The sequence below is a fragment of the Streptomyces sp. NBC_01298 genome, from assembly GCF_035978755.1.
Classification (GTDB): domain Bacteria; phylum Actinomycetota; class Actinomycetes; order Streptomycetales; family Streptomycetaceae; genus Streptomyces.
Window position 1 is genome coordinate 7,397,523 of sequence record NZ_CP108414.1, and the last position, 16,885, is coordinate 7,414,407.

General features: G+C 73.0%; 18 protein-coding genes. 6 read left to right on the forward strand and 12 right to left on the reverse strand.

Annotated features, from left to right (window positions below):
* Nucleotides 1-43: 43 nt before the first annotated feature.
* From OG730_RS33675 to OG730_RS33700, 6 genes are all read right to left on the reverse strand, one after another.
* A complete protein-coding gene (locus OG730_RS33675; RefSeq protein WP_327307764.1) occupies nt 44-319 on the reverse strand; it encodes a hypothetical protein in 276 nt (91 codons plus the stop codon).
* Between the two features lie 200 nt (nt 320-519).
* A complete protein-coding gene (locus OG730_RS33680) occupies nt 520-1,377 on the reverse strand; it encodes a LytR/AlgR family response regulator transcription factor (protein ID WP_327307765.1) in 858 nt (285 codons plus the stop codon).
* Between the two features lie 116 nt (nt 1,378-1,493).
* A complete protein-coding gene (locus tag OG730_RS33685) occupies nt 1,494-2,441 on the reverse strand; it encodes an SCO0930 family lipoprotein (protein WP_327309533.1) in 948 nt (315 codons plus the stop codon).
* A gap of 139 nt (nt 2,442-2,580) precedes the next feature.
* Entirely contained in the window at nt 2,581-3,645 is a 1,065-nt protein-coding gene (locus OG730_RS33690; protein WP_327307766.1) for a GDSL-type esterase/lipase family protein, read from the reverse strand.
* Nucleotides 3,642-4,517, reverse strand: coding sequence for an SDR family NAD(P)-dependent oxidoreductase (locus OG730_RS33695; RefSeq protein WP_327307767.1), 876 nt, complete (start codon nt 4,515-4,517; stop codon nt 3,642-3,644). The genes OG730_RS33690 and OG730_RS33695 overlap by 4 nt, the downstream gene beginning before the upstream one ends.
* Nucleotides 4,514-5,638: an LLM class flavin-dependent oxidoreductase gene (locus OG730_RS33700; protein ID WP_327307768.1), complete on the reverse strand. Its 1,125-nt coding sequence runs from the start codon at nt 5,636-5,638 to the stop codon at nt 4,514-4,516. Before OG730_RS33700 ends, OG730_RS33695 begins: the two co-directional genes overlap by 4 nt.
* Nucleotides 5,639-5,947: 309 nt before the next feature.
* On the opposite strand from OG730_RS33700, the gene OG730_RS33705 reads away from it, so the two are divergent.
* Together OG730_RS33705 and OG730_RS33710 are read left to right on the forward strand one after the other, a co-directional pair.
* Nucleotides 5,948-7,432 carry an amino acid permease gene (locus tag OG730_RS33705; protein WP_327307769.1) on the forward strand — a complete coding sequence of 495 codons (1,485 nt, stop codon included), beginning with the start codon at nt 5,948-5,950 and terminating at the stop codon, nt 7,430-7,432.
* A gap of 10 nt (nt 7,433-7,442) precedes the next feature.
* Nucleotides 7,443-7,898: an Lrp/AsnC family transcriptional regulator gene (locus tag OG730_RS33710; RefSeq protein WP_243334460.1), complete on the forward strand. Its 456-nt coding sequence runs from the start codon at nt 7,443-7,445 to the stop codon at nt 7,896-7,898.
* Here the strand turns inward: OG730_RS33710 and OG730_RS33715 are convergent.
* The 6 genes from OG730_RS33715 to OG730_RS33740 form a co-directional block, all read right to left on the reverse strand.
* Nucleotides 7,876-8,316, reverse strand: coding sequence for a WhiB family transcriptional regulator (locus tag OG730_RS33715; RefSeq protein WP_327307770.1), 441 nt, complete (start codon nt 8,314-8,316; stop codon nt 7,876-7,878). The two genes, OG730_RS33710 and OG730_RS33715, sit on opposite strands and share 23 nt — an antisense overlap.
* Nucleotides 8,317-8,509: 193 nt before the next feature.
* Nucleotides 8,510-9,655 carry an LLM class flavin-dependent oxidoreductase gene (locus OG730_RS33720; protein ID WP_327307771.1) on the reverse strand — a complete coding sequence of 382 codons (1,146 nt, stop codon included), beginning with the start codon at nt 9,653-9,655 and terminating at the stop codon, nt 8,510-8,512.
* A gap of 72 nt (nt 9,656-9,727) precedes the next feature.
* Complete coding sequence (locus OG730_RS33725; protein ID WP_327307772.1) at nt 9,728-11,095, reverse strand: NtaA/DmoA family FMN-dependent monooxygenase; 1,368 nt, start codon at nt 11,093-11,095, stop codon at nt 9,728-9,730.
* Nucleotides 11,096-11,121: 26 nt separating this feature from the next.
* Nucleotides 11,122-12,315 carry an LLM class flavin-dependent oxidoreductase gene (locus OG730_RS33730; protein WP_327307773.1) on the reverse strand — a complete coding sequence of 398 codons (1,194 nt, stop codon included), beginning with the start codon at nt 12,313-12,315 and terminating at the stop codon, nt 11,122-11,124.
* 61 nt (nt 12,316-12,376) lie between these two features.
* Nucleotides 12,377-12,487 carry a putative leader peptide gene (locus OG730_RS33735; RefSeq protein WP_327307774.1) on the reverse strand — a complete coding sequence of 37 codons (111 nt, stop codon included), beginning with the start codon at nt 12,485-12,487 and terminating at the stop codon, nt 12,377-12,379.
* A 93-nt stretch (nt 12,488-12,580) separates the two neighbouring features.
* Nucleotides 12,581-13,288 (reverse strand): GNAT family N-acetyltransferase, encoded by a 708-nt coding sequence (locus tag OG730_RS33740; protein ID WP_327307775.1) that lies wholly within the window; start codon nt 13,286-13,288, stop codon nt 12,581-12,583.
* Between the two features lie 174 nt (nt 13,289-13,462).
* Here OG730_RS33740 and OG730_RS33745 point away from each other — a divergent pair, with 174 nt between their 5' ends.
* The 4 genes from OG730_RS33745 to OG730_RS33760 all read left to right on the forward strand — a co-directional run bounded on the left by OG730_RS33745 (nt 13,463) and on the right by OG730_RS33760 (nt 16,835).
* A complete protein-coding gene (locus OG730_RS33745; protein WP_327307776.1) occupies nt 13,463-13,579 on the forward strand; it encodes a cell envelope biogenesis protein OmpA in 117 nt (38 codons plus the stop codon).
* Between the two features lie 48 nt (nt 13,580-13,627).
* Nucleotides 13,628-14,083 (forward strand): glutathione S-transferase family protein, encoded by a 456-nt coding sequence (locus tag OG730_RS33750; RefSeq protein ID WP_327307777.1) that lies wholly within the window; start codon nt 13,628-13,630, stop codon nt 14,081-14,083.
* Between the two features lie 177 nt (nt 14,084-14,260).
* Complete coding sequence (locus tag OG730_RS33755) at nt 14,261-15,061, forward strand: carbon-nitrogen hydrolase family protein (RefSeq protein WP_327307779.1); 801 nt, start codon at nt 14,261-14,263, stop codon at nt 15,059-15,061.
* A 76-nt stretch (nt 15,062-15,137) separates the two neighbouring features.
* The gene (locus OG730_RS33760; RefSeq protein ID WP_327307780.1) at nt 15,138-16,835 is read left to right on the forward strand and encodes a flavin monoamine oxidase family protein; all 1,698 of its coding nucleotides are present in this window, start codon (nt 15,138-15,140) and stop codon (nt 16,833-16,835) included.
* The last annotated feature ends 50 nt before the right edge of the window (nt 16,836-16,885 follow it).

Below are 16,885 nucleotides of genomic sequence, written 5' to 3' on the forward strand. Positions count from 1 at the left end.
AGGCCCTTTGGCGACAGGCCCGGCAGGTCAGGCCGGATATGGCTCAGCGGGCGGGATCGCGGTGCTCCGCGCAGTCCCGCAGGGCGATCTCCAGCTCCACGTACGATTCCTCGGCGCGCCGGAAGGCCAGCGTCAGGGCCGCCTCGGCCCGGGGCGGCAGGTGTCCGTACGCCCCCTCGTGGACCTCGTACAGGACGTCGGCCCAGCGCGCGGCCGCGCTCCGCAGCCGGGCCAGCAGGACCTCGGCCTCGGCGGGACCGGCCGGGCGGGTGCGCGGCAGTCCGGTCAGTGCGTCGAGCAGCGCCTGGATTTCGGACATCTGCCACCTCCCGGGGCCGAAGATCCACGATACCCGCGGGGACCCGCCCGGACGGGCGGAACGGCCGGCGCTGCGGCCGACGGCCCGGGCGGATCGCCGTACGCCCCCGCCCGCACGGTGAACGGTCCGCCGCCGCGCCGGACGGTCGGCGCGCCCCCGCCCCGCCCCTTCCCGGAACCGGGACCGGGACCGGGACCGCTTCAGCTCATCGCCTGGCGCATCAGCAGGTCCCGCAGCTCCCGCGTGTGTCTGCGGCTCACCTGGAGCTCGGCCGAACCGACGCGGACCGTGGTGGTCCCGGAGTCCAGGCGCAGTTCGTCGATGCGGGCCAGGGCGACCAGGTGGCGGCGGTGGATGCGGACGAACCCGCGCGCCGCCCACCGTTCCTCCAGCGTGGCCAGCGGGATCCGCACCAGATGGCTGGTGCCCTCGTCGGTGTGCAGCCGGGCGTAGTCGCCCTGGGCCTCCACGTACGCGATGTCCGCGATCGCCACGAAGCGGGTGACGCCGCCCAGTTCGACGGCGATCTGGTCGGGCGAGCGGTCGGGGGCCTTGTCGGGGGCCCGCTCCCCGCCGCGCGCGGCGGGGACCGCCGCCACGGGGGCTCCGGGGGACTCATGGGCGGGCGCGGCCTCGGGGGCGGCCGTCGCGGCCCGCTCCCCGGTGCGGCCGGACTGTTCCCAGGCCCGCCGTACGGCCTCGGCCAGCCGCTCCGGCCGGACCGGCTTGAGCACGTAGTCCACGGCCTTGAGGTCGAAGGCCTGTACGGCGAACCCCTCGTGCGCGGTGACGAAGACGATCAGCGGCGGCCGCGCGAACCCGGCCAGCAGCCGGGCGATGTCCAGCCCGGTCAGCCCCGCCATGTGGATGTCGAGGAAGACCACGTCGATGACGTCGGCCCCGTCGGGGCCGCTCTCCAGCGCCCGGGTGATCCGGCGCAGCGCCTCGGTGGCGTCCGAGGCACCCTCGGCGCTGAGCACCCGGGGGTCCGAACGCAACAGGTAGAGGAGCTCTTCGAGCAGGGGCTTCTCGTCGTCGACGGCCAGTACGCGCAGCATGATGCGGAGTCTAGGTTCCGCCCGCGCGGGGCGAAACGGTGCGCGGCCCCCGCCCCGGGGGGAGGGGAGGCGGGGGCCGCGCGGTCGGGTGGTCGGATGGGCGCCGGTCGGGGGGCCTACTGGACGGTGATGAGCTTGCCGTCGGGGGCGACCGCGTACCAGGTGCCGCCGACGCCCTGGCCGTTGATGTCGCCGGCCTTCTTGTCGCCGGTGAAGGTGTAGACCGGCCAGCAGTTCACCGTCTGCTGCTTCTTGCCGTCGGGGCGGTCGAGCACCAGGTAGTTCTTCTCGATGATCCCCTTGGCGTTCGCCTTGTCCACCGGCGGCACGACCGGCCACTTGGCCACGCAGGCGCCCTCGCACTTGGAGACCATGGGCCACGCGGTGTCGGGCTTGAACCGGTAGACGGTCATTCCGTTGCCGTCGACGATGTGCTCGCCGAGCTTCGGGTCCTTGGCCACGGTCAGCGCGCCGGAGGTCTGGCCCGCGCCGCCGGGAGCGGGGGCGGCCTTCGCCGCCTTCTTGCCGTCGGGGGCCGCCGCGAACCAGGTCCCGCCGACGCCCTGTCCGTTGGTGTCGCCCGCCTTGGTGTCCTTGCTGAACCGGTACACGGGCCAGCCCGCGACCGTCAGCTGCTTGCTGCCGTCGGTGCGGACCACCTCGCCCAGCAGCGCCGGGTCCATGCCCGCGGCGGCGGTGGCGTCACCGGCCGCGACCACCGGCCAGGTCTTCGCGCAGTCCCCGTCGCAATGGGACTTCGACGGCTTGGCGGTGTCCTTGTCGAAGCGGTAGAGGGTGAAGCCGGCGCTGTCGGTGAGGACGGAGCCGAGCTTCTCGTCCTGGGCGATGGCCAGTTGACCGCCCGGCTTGGCGTCGCCGGCGGGGGCGGCCGCGTCGTACCCGGAGCCGTAGCCGTCGCCCGAGGAGGGGGCCTGGGAGGGAGCGGCGACCGCTCCGGCCGGCTTGGCGGTGTCGCCCGCCGAGTCGCTCCCGCCGCACGCGGTCGCGGTGAGTGCGACGACGACCGCCACGGCCGCCAGGGTGGTTCCGCGCTTGATGCCCATCTTGATCTCTCCCACGTGTGTGTCCCTGCCTGCGCCGCCGCGTCCGTCCGCCGGAGCGGAGTGGAGCGGCGGCAACTGTGTGCAGGACACGACCTGTCGGAGCCGTTCTGTTCAATTCCTCCGATGTGGGCTGTTTCACTCACCCCGCGCCGAACCCGGCCCGCTTCATGGCCGTGGCCACAGCGAGGCCGAGCGTGCGGTGTCCCGCGTCGTTGGGGTGCAGGCCGTCCGCCAGATGCTCGGGGCCCAGCACCTCCCGGCCCGGCAGCAGCACCAGCCGCTCGTCCCCGGCGGCGATCCGCTCCCGGGTGGCCCGCTCCATGGCGTCGCGCAGGGCGCCCAGGGTGGCGCCCAGCTTGTTCGGGGTGCGTTCCGCGTCGGGGCGCAGCACGGGGGAGAGGAGGAGCAGCGGGGTCCTGGGGTGGCCCTGGCGGACCAGTTCGAGGAACGCGCGGGTGGTCTCGTACAGCAGTGGCGCCGAAAAGGGCACGCGGGACCAGCAGTTGGTGCCGAAGGCGAGGGTGAGGACGTCGGCGGGGAGTCCGGCGATCTGCTCGGCGCAGGCCAGCTCCCCGCGCGCGGCGCCCGCGTAGCCGAGGTTGACGGTGTCCCAGCCGAGCGCCCGCCCGGCCACCGAGGGCCAGCCGTGGGCGGGCCGGGTGGACCACCAGCCCTCGGTGATGGAGTCGCCGTGCACCACCCAGCGGGTGGCGGGCGGCGCGGGGGCGAGGGGGCCGCCGATCCCGCGCAGGCCGAGGATCAGCGGGGACTGGGTCTCGGGCGGGTGGATGGTGAACGGGCCGCAGCTGCCCGGCAGTTCGAGGCGCACGACGGCTTCGGCGGCCGGCTCGGTGTACAGCTCGCCGACCACCCCGTGCCGGTCCCACAGGGCGAACCCGTGCGCGAGGTCGCGCAGCGCGTCGGTGGGGCCGGGCACGGTCGCCCGGTAGTGGATCTCCACCGCCCGGGCGGCGGCCGCGGTGAACTCCAGGCGCACCCCGATGGGCAGGGTGGCCCGTTCGCCGGTGTCCCAGGGCAGCCGCATGGTGTCGGCCGGGTCGGCCCGCACGGGGCGGCCCCCGTCCAGCCAGGCCACGCCGCGCAGGAAGGGGGCGGGGTCCAGCCAGGGCCCGGCGTCCGCATCGGCGTGCGCGGCCGAGGACACCCCCGTGCCCGCGTCCGGTCCGGCTTCCCGTGTGCTCATCGTGCGCCTCCGACCGTCGGGTACGGGAACTTCACGCCGACGCCGCCGTCCACCACCAGCGTCTGGCCCGTCATGTACGAGGACTGCGGCGAAGCCAGGAAGTACAGCGCGGCCGCGATGTCCCGGGTCTCCGCGACCCGGCCCAGCGGAGCGTTCTCCGCGTTGAGCCGGCGTCCCTCGGGACCCAGCAGGGCGGCGACCCGCGGGGTCCACACCACCCCCGGTGCCACCGCGTTGACGCGTACCCCGCGCGGGCCCAGCTCTACCGCCGCCGAGCGCACCAAGGACATCAGGCCGGCCTTCGCGGCCCCGTACGCGGCGTGCAGGGGGGCCGCGGTGAGCCCGGAGACGGAGGCGACGAAGACCAGCGGTCCGCCGCCGGCCGCCGCGACGGCCTCGCCGCCGTACTGGACGGCCAGCCAGGCGTGCCGCAGAACCAGGTCGAAGTGCCAGTCCCAGCCCTCGTCGTCCAGCTTGGGCAGCGCGGCGTACCGGGCCATGCCGACGATGTCGACGACCCCGCCGACCGGGCGGCCGCCGAGCAGCTCCGGCGCCGCGGCGAAGAGCTCCCGTACGGCCTCGCGCCGCGTGACGTCGGCGGCGTACGGGACGCCCCCGGTCTCGGCGGCGACCGCCCGGGCCCGCTCCTCGTCCAGGTCCACGCACAGCACGCGGGCCCCGCCCGCGGCCAGCGCGTGCGCGGTCTGCCGGCCGATGCCGTTGCCGGCGCCGAGCAGGACGAGGGCGCGGCCGTCGAGGCGGTGCAGGGCGGCGTAGTCGGGGACGGGGGAGGTGTCGGGGGAGGCGTCGGGGACGGGGGAGGTGTCGGGGACGGAAGCGGCATCGGCGGACGACTCGGGGCCGCCGCTCACGCGGAGGCCTTCCGGGGCGTGTAGCGGGCCAGCTCCGGGATGACTTCCTTGCCCAGGATCTCCAGGGTCCGCAGGATCTCCCGGTGCTCCAGGTATCCCCACTGGACGTAGCAGATGAGCTGGTCGACGCCGAGGTCCGCGTACCGCTTGGCCTTGGCGACGATCGTCTCCGCGTCCCCGATGAGGATCATGTCCCCGTCGCTGAACTCCCGTACGGGTACGTTCCCTTCGAGGATCGGCGTGAGCAGCGGGAAGGTCCGCTCCCGCTCCTCCGGGCTCAGGTGCGGCAGCTCCCAGTCCAGGGTGAACCGCGCCAGGTTGGAGTACCACCAGGCGACCGACTCCCAGACCCGCGGGCCCGGCTCGGCGCGCGGCCCGGTCGCGTGGACCAGGGTGTAGGCGGCGACCCGGTCCGTGGTGACGTCGGTGAGGGGGCTCGGGGCCGCGGCCGCGGCCCGGTAGGCGGCCACCTGCGCGGCCATGGCCTCCAGCGGCTGCATGATCGAGAAGGAGAGCAGCCCCAGGCCGTGCGCGCCCGCGACCTCGGCGGAGCCCGGGGAGGTGGCCGCCATCCAGGCGGGCGGGTGCGGATCCTGCACCGGCTTGGGGGTGACCATGCGGCGCGGGAAGCTGAAGCGCTCCGACTCGTACGCGAAGTACTCCTCGCGCCACATTCCGGTCACGATTTCGATGGCCTCGCGCCAGTCCTCGCGGGACTTCTCCCGGTCCACCCCGAAGGCCGCCTGTTCCATGGGCGTGGACCGGCCGGTGCCCCATTCCACCCGGCCGCCGGAGAGCACGTCGACGGTGGCGACCTTCTCAGCGATGCGCTGGGGCGGGGTGAAGGCGAAGGGGGTCAGGGTCACGCCGAAGCCCAGTCGGATCTGCTCGGTGAGCCCGGCCAGGTGTCCGAGGAGCACCTCGGGGGCCGGGCAGTGCGAGCGGCCCTCGCGGAAGTGGTGTTCGACCGCCCACACGGTACGGAAGCCCATGCGGTCGGCGAGCCGGATCTGTTCCACCGCCTCCCGGTAAGCGCGCTGCTCAGCGGCCCGCTGGCCGTGCGGGTGGGCTCCCCGCCAGGGCCGCGGCACGTCGATCTCGTAGAGCACGTCCAGGTCCATGGCGGCACGCTGCGGCAGATCTGACGAAGTGTCAAGAATGCCGGTCGAGGTCGGCCGCGCAGTGATCGATCATCCCCGCGCAACAAAGGACCATCCAGGACAGATCCGCGCAACGATCAGTCGCCTATGTGCAAGGATGGTGCATTACGGGCGGTATCACTCAGCTCGTAGGCTCACTCGCTGTACGTGGAGTGGCGTGGACCGCCTGCTCGGCGGTCCCCCATGCCCAGGCCCTTGCGGCCTGCTCCTGCTCCGGACCGCTGCGGTCGACGCCTGAAACCCCACCCGCAGTGACAAAGGAGTCCCCTCGTGCTCGACCACGGCCAGGCGCCACCGCTCACGTCCGCGCGCCCCAAGGCGGCCCACCCCCTGCTGCGCCGCAAGCCGGTGGAGCAGCTGGTCGCCGAGGGCGGCCAGGGCGAGGGCGGGTCCCTGCGCCGCTCGCTCACCATGTGGCAGCTGACGATGATCAGCATCGGTGCGACGCTCGGCACCGGCATCTTCGTCGTCCTCGGCACCGCGGCCCCCAAGGCCGGTCCCGCCGTCACGATCTCCTTCATCATCGCGGGCCTGACCGCCCTGTTCTCGGCCCTCTCCTACGCGGAGCTGGCCGGATCGGTGCCGGTCTCCGGATCCTCGTACTCGTACGCCTACGCCACCATGGGCGAACTCGTCGCCTGGGTCTGCGGCTGGTGCCTGATCCTGGAGTACGGGGTCTCCGTCGCGGCGGTCGCCGTCGGCTGGGGCGAGTACCTCAACGAATTCCTCGACGGCACGATAGGGATCACCATCCCGGAGAGCGTCTCCGCCCCGCTGGGCGAGGGCGGCTTCATCAACCTGCCGGCGCTCGTCGTCGTCCTGCTCGCCATGGTCTTCCTCATGCGCGGAGCCAAGGAGAGCGCCCGGATCAACTCGATCATGGTCGGCGTGAAGATCGTCACCCTGCTGCTCTTCATCGGCATCGGCGCCATGGGCATCAAGTCCGGCAACTACTCGAACTTCAACCCGCTCGGCCGGGACGGTGTCATGGCCGCGGCCGGCACCCTCTTCTTCTCCTACATCGGCTTCGACGCCGCCTCCACCGCCGGTGAGGAAGCGAAGAACCCCAAGCGCGACCTGCCCCGCGCGATCATGCTCTCGCTGTTGATCGTCACGGTCCTCTACGTCCTCGTCGCCTTCGTCGCCGTCGGCGCCATGCCGTGGCAGGACTTCGAGGGCACCGAGGCCGCGCTCGCCCAGATCATGACCGACGTCACCGGCCACAGCGTCTGGGGCGTCGTCCTCGCCGCGGGCGCCGTCGTCGCCATCGCCTCGGTCGTCTTCGCCGTGCTCTACGGACAGACCCGAATCCTCTTCGCGATGTCCCGCGACGGCCTCGTGCCCAAGGCGTTCGGCAAGGTCAACGCGCGCACCGGCGTTCCCCGCGCGAACGTGGTGATCGTCGGCCTCTTCTGTGGACTCCTCGCCGCCACCATCCCGCTCGGCAAGCTGGCCGACGCCACCAGCATCGGCACGCTCTTCGCCTTCGGCCTGGTCAACGTCGCCGTGATCATCCTGCGCTTCACCCGCCCGGACATGCCGCGCACCTTCAAGGTGGCCCTGTTCCCGCTCACGCCGATCCTCGGCTTCCTGGCCTGCGGCTGGGTGATGTGGAGCCTCGACGCCGTCACCTGGCAGGTCTTCGGTGGCTGGATGGCCGTCGGGCTCGTGATCTACTTCCTCTACGGCATCCGCCGCTCCCGACTGGCCACAGCCCAGCCGACCGCTACGCAGTCGGCCGCAGCAGAGAAGTGATCCACGCGCAGTGCGACTGAACGATCTCGACGAACGCATCGTGCACGCCCTGGCCAAGGACGCCCGCCGCTCCTTCGCGGACATCGGCTCCGAGGTCGGACTGTCCGCCCCCGCCGTGAAGCGGCGCGTGGACCGGCTGCGCGCCGAAGGAGCCATCACCGGCTTCACCGTCCGCGTGGACCCCGCCTCGATGGGCTGGGAGACCGAGGGCTTCATCGAGATGTACTGCCGCCACAACACCTCGCCGGACGACATCCGGCGGGGCCTGGAGCGCTACCCCGAGGTGGTGTCCGCGTCGACCGTCACCGGCGACGCGGACGCCCTCGTCCAGATCTTCGCCTCCGACATGCGGCACTTCGAGCGGGTCCTGGAGCGGATCGCGGGCGAGCCCTTCGTGGAGCGCACCAAGTCCGTGCTCGTCCTCTCCCCGCTGCTGCGCCGCTTCACTTCCGGCGCGCCCGCGTAGCGGGGCCGCTCCGCCCGGTCCGTCCCTCCGGTGCGGTGGCCGCCGCGGCCGCGAGGGCAGCCGGGCTCCTGCCGGTCCTGCGGGAGCGGACGAGCAGCGTGCGGCGCTCCTCCTCGGTCAGGCCGCCCCACACTCCGTACGGCTCCCGCGTGCGCAGGGCGTGCTCCAGGCACGCCGCGCGCACCGGGCAGTCGGCGCAGACCCGCTTCGCCGCCGCGTCGCGCTCCTCCCGGTCCTCGCCCCGCTCGCCCGCGGGGTGGAAGAACCGGTTCGAGCCGAGTGCGCGGCAGGCCGCGCGCAGCTGCCACTGCCAGTGGTGGGAGCCCGGACCGGGCTGGGCGGCACCGGCCGATATCCGGGGAGTCGGGGGCGCGGGGGTCGCAGTGGTTGTGCCGGCCCTGGAGGCCCTGTGGGTCATGACGGTTCCTTTCGCGCTGCGGTCGCCGGATGCTCTCCTGCGCGTGTGACCGCTCCGCACGGCACCAAACCCCCGCCGGCCGCATGCCCGACCCCGGATCCCCGCGGCCCCGCCCGGACCCCGCAGCCCCCGGCCACATGCCCGACCCCGGATCCCCGCGGCCCCGCCCGCCCGAGCCCCGTAAGGGTCCGCGCTACCAGCGCAGATGCCCCCGGCGGGCCCACTCCCCGGCCAGCAGCCGGTACGAGCGCACCCGGTCGGCGTGCCCGTGCGTGATCGTGGTTATCAGCAGCTCGTCCGCGCCGGTCGCCTCCCACAGCCGCTCCAGCGCGTCGGCGACGGTGGCCGGGGAGCCGGCGAACTGGGTCTCCACCCGGTCCGCCACCAGCTCGTGGTCGGCCGCCGACCAGTCCCGGGTCAGCGCGCGGGCCTCCCCGGGCGTGGGGAAGGGGATCGCGCCGTCGCCCGTCCTGATGCCGTGCACCCAGGGCGCGTACCCGGCGGCCAGTTCCCGGGCCTCGTCGTCGTCCGGAGCGACCACCACGTCGGCGGACACGCTCAGGTACGGCCGGTCCAGCCCGCCCGGCTCCGCCGAGGGCTTGAAGGCCGCCCGGTAGGCCTCGGCGGCCTCCAGCACGCTCGCCGGGCTCACGTGGTAGTTCGCCGTGAACCGCAGCCCGCCCGCCCCGGCCGTCTCCGCGCTCACCCCCGCACTGCTGCCCAGGATCCACACCTGCACCTCGGCCCCCTCGCCGGGTACGGCGTGCCCCTCCACGCCCTCCGGCGTTCGGTACTCCCCGCGCAACAGGGCCAGTACGTCGCCCACTTGCTCGGTGTACTCCTGCGGCGTGGCACCCGGCAGCTGCAGCAGCCGGTTGTGGAGCGCGATGCGCGGGTGATCTCGCAGGTGGGCGAAGGAGAACGGCTTCGGTATGCGCAGCCCGTTCGCCGTGGTGTACGCCACCGGCGGCTCGGCGCCGGCCCGGCGCGCGGGCGGGCCGCCCGCCGAGCGGCCCAGACCGAGGTCGATCCGCCCGGGGTGCACCGCGTCCAGCAGGCCGAACTCCTCGACCGTGGACAGGGCCGTGCGGTGCCCGAGCTGGACCGCCCCCGAGCCGATCCGGATCGTGGAGGTGGCCGAGGCGGTCAGCGCCAGCACGACGGCGGGCGAGGTCCCCGCGACACCCGTGTTCAGGTGGTGCTCGGCGAACCAGTAGCGGGTGTAGCCGAACCGCTCGGCCTGCCGGGCCAGGTCTACGGTGGAGCGCAGGGCCTCGGCCGCCGTGGAGCCGGACGGGATCGGGATGAGGTCGAGGACCCCGAGCGGGATACCGGGCATGGTGTGGCCCCTTCTCTGTGACGGCTTCGGATGCGGGCCCGCGGGCCCGGACGTGTCGCTGGTCGGCGCGCTTCAGCCGCGGACCGGGGCGAGCGTGCGCGGCGCGGCCAGCCCGAGGTGGTCGCGCAGCGTCGGGCCCTCGTACTCCCGGCGGAACACCCCGCGCTCCTGGAGCAGCGGGACGACGGTGTCCGCGAAGGCGTCGAGCCCGCCGGGCGTCAGGTGCGGGACCAGGATGAATCCGTCGGCCGCGTCCGCCTGGACCAGGCCGTCGATGGCCTGGGCGACGGTGAGGGGCGAGCCGACGAAGGACTGCCGGGCGGTGGTCCGTATCACCAGCTCCCGGATCGACAGGCCCTCGGCGGCGGCCAGCTCCCGCCACTCCCGCGCGACGGCCACCGGGTCCCCGTGCATGCGCACGCTCGCCCGCCCCAGCGCGATGGTGTTCTCCCCGGGCTCGGGATCGACGTCCGGCAGCGGCCCGTCCGGGTCGTAACCGGACAGGTCCCGGTTCCACACGTGCTCCAGGTACTTGATCGCGGTCGCCCCGCTGACCTGCTGGAGCCGCACCTCGTGGGCCAGTTCCCGCGCCTCGGCGTCGGTGTCGCCGAGCACGAAGCTCGCCGCCGGCAGGATCTTCAGCTCGTCGGGGGTGCGTCCGTACCGGGACAGGCGCCCCTTCACGTCCGCGTAGAAGGCGCGGCCCTCCTCCAGCGTGCGGTACCGGCCGAAGATGGCGTCCGCGGAGGCCGCGGCGAACTCCCGGCCCTCGTCCGAATCGCCCGCCTGGAAGATCACCGGCCGCCCCTGGGGGCTGCGCGGCACGTTGAAGTGCCCGGAGATGTCGAACTGCTTGCCCCCGTGGGCGAAGGCGCCGGGGCCCGCGTCGCGCAGGAACTCCCCGGAGACCGGGTCGGCGAGGATCTCGCCGCCGTCCCAGGAGTCGAAGAGCTCGTGGGCGGTGTCGAGGAACTCCTTCGCCCGCTCGTAGCGTTCCTCGCGCGGCAGGAAGCCGCCGCGCCGGAAGTTCTCGCCGGTGAAGGCGTCCCAGGAGGTGACCACGTTCCAGGCCGCGCGGCCCCCCGACAGGTGGTCGAGGGAGGCGAACTGGCGGGCCACCTCGTACGGTTCGTTGAAAGTGGAGTTGATGGTGCCGGTCAGCCCGAGGTGTTCGGTGACGGCGGCGAGCGCCGCCAGCACGGTGAAGGTGTCCGGGCGGCCCACCACGTCCAAGTCGTATATCTCACCGCCCTGTTCGCGCAGGCGCAGACCCTCGGCGAGGAAGAGGAAGTCGAACTTCGCGCGCTCGGCGGTCCGTGCGAAATGGACGAAGGAATCGAAGTCGATCTGGCTCCCGGCGGCCGGATCGCTCCACACGGTGGTGCTGTTGACCCCGGGGAAGTGCGCTGCGAGATGGATCTGCTTGAGCGGCTTGCTCATGGCTGCTGTCGGTCCTTCCTGGGGGATCAGGCGGCGGGAGAAGAAGCGGGGGAGGTGGCGGCGGCGAGGGGGGCCGCGTACCGGTTCGCCGGGCGTGCCAGCCCCAGCAGGCCGCGGAGCGAGGAGGCCTCGTAGGCCTGCCGGAACACCCCGCGCCGCTGGAGCTCCGGGACCAGGCCGCGGGTGATCGCCGGCAGGTCGTGCGCGAGCACCCCCGGCCGCAGCCGGAAGCCGGTCAGCCCGGCCTCCCGCCACTCCAGCAGCAGGTCGGCGAGGTCCGCCGGAGTCCCCGCGAACACGCGGGCGTCACTCGTGTACGCGGCCCCGTGCGCGGCGTCCAGCCGCTGGAGCCGCCGCTCCGCCGTGGCTTGCCGCTCGTCGAGGAAGACCGTCAGCTCGCCGAACAGATGGGGGGTGGCGGGGAGCGCGGCGACGGCGGCGCGGACCTCGCCGGCGTCGTGCGCCGTCACGTAGCCGATGTCGGCCGACCGGGCGAGGAAGGGGTACACGGCGGCGTCGGAGGCCAGTGCGCTGACCGGGGGCAGGCCCTGGGGCGGCCGGGGGGTGATGGAGGGACCCTTCACGCTGAAACGGGGGCCCTCGAAGTCGATGTAGTGCAGTTTGGCGCGGTCGATGAACCGACCGGTGGCCACGTCCCGGATCTCGGCGTCGTCCTCCCAGCTGTCCCACAGCCGCCGCACCACCTCGACGTGGTCGGCGGCTTCCGCGTACAGCTCGGTCGGGTCCAGGGGCGTCGTACGGCGCCCGAAGTGGCCCACCTCGTCCGGGCGTTCGGAGATCTGGATGCGCAGCCCGGCGCGCCCGCGGCTCACGTAGTCCAGGGTGGCGAGCGCCTTGGAGACGTGGAAGGGCTCCGTGTGGGTGGCCACCACGCTCGGCACCAGCCCGATGTGCCGGCTGAGCGGCGCCACCCGGGCGGCGACGAGCACCGCGTCGAGCCGGCCCCGCACCAGGTCGGTGCGGCCGTCGGGCCCCGCCGGATCGGTGGACTGCAGGCTCAGCGAGTCCTCGAAGGTGACGAAGTCCAGCAGTCCCGCCTCCGCCTCGGCGACGAGCGCGGCCCAGTGGCCGGCGGTGAACAACCGGTCGGCTCCGGCCCCCGGTTCGCGCCAGGCGGCGGGATGCCAGCCCGCGCCGTCGAGGGCGACGGCGAGGTGGAGCGCGGGGGAGGGGGAGGAGGGGGAAGGGTGCACGGGCATGACGGAACTGCCTCCTGATCGGACGGCGCGGCGAAGAACGAATCGGATCGCGGAACGCTGATCAGGAACGACAGAGGCAACCGGCGACGCGCAGGAGGTCGATGTGCGCGCGGGAGTGCAGGTGGACGGAGCGGCGCGGGGTGAGGGCGGCGCCGGCGGTTCGTACGGTCATGCCCTGCCACCCCCTTCCACCTCGTGTTCCGGCCGTCCCTCCGACGCTAGATCAGGGGAGACCGGGCCACAACGGGTGGAATGTCAATCCGTGTTAACGCTTCGTGTCGGGCGTGCGAAGCCCGATGAAGACCGGCTCGCGGCGCAGGGTGAAGCCCATCGAGAGGTACAGCCCCACGGCGTGGGTGTTCTGCGCCGCGGCGTGCAGGAACGGGGCGTCCCCGCGCTCCTCCACGGCGGCCGCGACCGCGCGGACCAGCCGTCCGGCGAGCCCCTCGCCACGGTGGTCGGGATGCGTGCACACGGCGCTGATCTCCGACCAGCCCGGCGGCCGCATCCGCTCGCCCGCCATCGCGACGAGCCGGCCGCCCCGGCGGATCCCGAGGTACGTGCCCAGCTCGACGGTGCGCTCCCCGAAGGGGCCGGGCCGGGTCAGCTCGACCAGCTCCAGCATCTCGGGCACGTCGGCGGGCCCCAGCAGGACCGCCTCCGGCTCCTCCTTGCCGCGGACCGCCCGGCCGTCGAGCTGCACGCCCGGTATGGACATCAGGGTCTCCCAGCCCGCGGGCGGGGTCGGCAGCCCGGTCACCCAGACCTCCCGGCCGGGGCCGGTGAGCTCGGCCAGATCCGCCCAGGCCCGCGGATCCTCCGGGTCGTGGAGGGCGGCGAAGGGCGATACGCCGGCCGCGTACCGGGCGGCGAGCCCGGCGGGACCGGCCTCGGCGAAGCCCTGGTGCGGGCCGCCCAGCGCGGCCCAGACGGGATTGTCGAGGACTGCGTCGGGCCGGGACTCGCGGGACATGGGCGGGAGCTTCCTTCCATCGGGAGCAGACACTCGTACGGCACTCGTACGGCTGGTCCGACACTTGTGCGGTACTCGTAAGGCAACTCGTGCGGGCGGTCTTGACGGCCCCTGGCGGTGCCACGAGACTGCGAACGCCAGCCTAATGGGGGCAGCGGACAGGAAGGGGACCCGGTGAACCAGCTCGCCACACCCTCCTCCTCCACCACCCCGCTGCGCCGCTCCTGGCTCACCCGCCGGCTGCACATAGATCTCCTCCGCGTCTGCAGCGCCACGGCCCCGGCCTCCTGAGGCCCCGCCGAGCACGCACGTACGTACGCAGACAGACCGAGGAGAGCCATGCCCCAGACGCATGTCCAGACCCCTGCCCAGACCCCTGCCCAGGCCCATGTCCAGGGTCCTGCCCAGGCCCCTGCCCAGACCCCGATCCAGCCCCGCCGGCCCGAGGTCCTCCGGGGCCGGATCGGGACCGGCTTCTCGCCGGAGCCGCACCGGTACCGGCTCTACGTGGCCGCCGACGACTGTCCGAGCTGCCTCGGCGTCACCGCCGCCTTCGCCGACCTGGGCCTGCGGGACACGGTCGCCCTGACCGTGCTGCGGCCCGGCTCCGACCCCGCCGGGCACGAGGCGCTGCGCCGCGCCTACGAGGCCGCCGGGCACGACCACGACGGGACGCTCACCGTCCCCGCGCTCTGTGACGGCTGGAGCGGCCGGGTGGTCTCCAACCACGCTCCCGACATCCTGGAAGACCTGCGCAGGCTGAGCGTGCACCCGGCCTTCCGTCCGGGCCGGTAGACCCCCCGAAAAGGCCTTTCGGACCGTTCGCGGAGCCCTCGCGCAACGAATCGCCGCTTTCTCCCGCCGATGCGCAACGAATCGATGCGCGGCGCGCAACGGTCGCGCCTTGTCGCGGTCGAACGCACGAACGTACCGTTGAGGGACCCCCACCCCTCCTGCCACAGAGGTCCGCCCATGCCCCCGTTGCGCACCGCCCTCCTCCAGAGTTCCGGACGGCTCGGCGACACCGCCGACAACCTGAAGGCGCTCGAAGAGGCCGTGGCACGCGCCGCACAGGCGGGGGCCGGGCTCCTCGTGACCTCGGAGATGTTCCTGACCGGCTACGCGCTGGAGATCGAGGACATCGCCCGGCTCGCCGAACCGGCCGACGGCATGTCCGCCCGCGCCATCGGCGAGATCGCCCGCCGACACGGGCTGGCCGTGCTCTACGGCTACCCCGAGCGGGACGGCGACGCCGTCTACAACGCGGCGCAGCTCGTCGGCCCCGACGGGGAGCGGCTCGCGAACTACCGCAAGACCCACCTCTTCGGCGGCTTCGAGCAGGCGGCCTTCACCCCGGGCGACACCCCGGTGGTCCAGGCGGACCTCGGCGGCCTGCGCGTCGGCGTCATGATCTGCTACGACGTGGAGTTCCCCGAGAACGTCCGGGCGCACGCCCTCGCCGGCACCGACCTCCTCCTGGTGCCGACCGCGCAGATGCACCCGTTCCAGTTCGTCGCCGAACAGCTGGTACCCGTACGGGCCTTCGAGAACCAGATGTACATCGCGTACGTCAACCGCACCGGCCCGGAAGGCGAGTTCGAGTTCGTCGGGCTCAGCTGCCTGGCCGGCCCGGACGGGACCACACGGACCAGGGCCGGGCGCGGCGAGGAGCTGGTGTTCGGCGAGGCCGACCCCGAGCTGCTGCGCGTCTCGCGCGAGACCAACCCGTACCTGCGAGACCGCCGCCCCGGGCTGTACGCCTCGCTCGTCTGACCGAGGCCCCGCGCCCGCCGCCGCCCCCTCCGGCTTGCCCTTCCCCCCTGCCCCACCCCGCTAGGAGTCGTACCCCATGACGTCCACGGTGCCCACCACCGCCGTCCCGCACAGCGACGGACAGCTGCCGATCACGATGTTCGGCCCGGACTTCCCCTACGCGTACGACGACTTCCTCGCCCACCCGGCGGGCCTCGGGCAGGTCCCGGCGACCGAGCACGGCACCGAGGTCGCCGTCATCGGCGGCGGGCTGTCGGGCATCATCTCCGCCTACGAGCTGATGAAGATGGGCCTCAAGCCCGTCGTCTACGAGGCCGACCAGATCGGCGGCCGGCTGCGCACGGTGGGCTTCGAGGGAGCGGGCACCGAGGAGCTGACCGCGGAGATGGGCGCCATGCGCTTCCCGCCGTCCTCCACGGCCCTCCAGCACTACATCGACCTCGTCGGCCTGATCACCGAGCCCTTCCCGAACCCGCTCGCCGAGGCCACCCCCTCGACGGTGGTGGACCTCAAGGGCGAGACCCACTACGCCGAGACCATCGCCGACCTCCCGCAGGTCTACCGCGACGTGTCCGCCGCGTGGAACGCCTGCCTGGACGAGGGCGCCGACTTCTCCGACATGAACACCGCGATGCGCGAGCGGGACGTCCCGCGCATCCGGGAGATCTGGGCGAAGCTCGTCGAGAAGCTCGACGACGAGACCTTCTACGGGTTCCTCTGCAAGTCCGAGGCCTTCAAGTCCTTCCGCAAGCGCGAGATCTTCGGCCAGGTCGGTTTCGGCACGGGCGGCTGGGACACCGACTTCCCGAACTCCATCCTGGAGATCCTGCGCGTCGTCTACACCGAGGCCGACGACCACCACCGCGGCATCGTGGGCGGCTCGCAGCAGCTCCCGCTGCGCATGTGGGACCGAGAGCCCGAGAAGATCGTGCACTGGGCCCAGGGCACCTCGCTCTCCTCCCTTCACGGGGGCACCCCGCGCCCGGCGGTCACCCGCCTGCACCGCACGGCGGGCAACCGCATCACGGTCACGGACGCCTCGGGCGACATCCGCACGTACCGCGCCGCGATCTTCACGGCCCAGTCCTGGATGCTGCTGTCGAAGATCGCGTGCGACGACACGCTCTTCCCGATCGACCACTGGACGGCGATCGAGCGCACCCACTACATGGAGTCCTCGAAGCTCTTCATCCCGGTGGACCGCCCGTTCTGGCTGGACAAGGACGAGGAAACGGGCCGCGACGTCATGTCGATGACCCTGACCGACCGCATGACCCGCGGCACGTACCTCCTCGACAACGGCCCCGACAAGCCGGCCGTCATCTGCCTCTCCTACACCTGGTGCGACGACAGCCTGAAGTGGCTGCCGCTGTCCGCGAACGAGCGGATGGAGGTCATGCTGAAGTCCCTCGGCGAGATCTACCCCAAGGTCGACATCCGCCGCCACATCATCGGCAACCCGGTGACCGTGTCCTGGGAGAACGAGCCCTACTTCATGGGCGCGTTCAAGGCCAACCTGCCGGGCCACTACCGCTACCAGCGCCGCCTGTTCACCCACTTCATGCAGGACCGCCTCCCCGAGGACAAGCGCGGCATCTTCCTCGCGGGCGACGACATCTCCTGGACGGCGGGCTGGGCGGAGGGCGCGGTCCAGACGGCCCTCAACGCCGTCTGGGGCGTCATGCACCACCTCGGCGGCTCCACGGACTCCACCAACCCCGGCCCGGGCGACGTCTACGACGAGATAGCCCCGGTCGAACTCCCGGAGGACTGATTCTTTAACGCGCCGCTCGCACCACTCGGCCCTGGCGGGCCTCCTGGGCT